We start from the raw sequence: 244 nt of genomic DNA on the forward strand, positions 1-244 counted from the left end.
GTATCAGGCCGCTGCGCAACCAGAGCTTGCGGCCGGGACGGGACGTCAGGAACGATGCGGGCACTAGCGCGGCTGTCCTTCAGGGATGAAGACGTAGCCCAGGCCCCAGACGGTCTGGATGTACAGCGGGCTGGACGGGTCCGGTTCGATGAGCTAGCGCAGGCGCGAGATCTGGACGTCGAGCGAGCGGACGAACACTTCGTATTCGCGACCCCGGGCCAGTTCCATCAGCTTCTCGCGCGAG

At 65.6% G+C, this 244-nt stretch carries 1 pseudogene; it reads right to left on the reverse strand.

Going from position 1 to position 244, the window contains the following annotated elements:
* Positions 1–63: 63 nt before the first annotated feature.
* A pseudogene (locus tag KVT32_RS31140) lies at positions 64–244 on the reverse strand (winged helix-turn-helix domain-containing protein); the annotation flags it as partial.

Origin of the sequence: Achromobacter sp. GbtcB20 (genome assembly GCF_019091095.1) — a bacterium.
Lineage (GTDB): Bacteria > Pseudomonadota > Gammaproteobacteria > Burkholderiales > Burkholderiaceae_B > Achromobacter > Achromobacter mucicolens.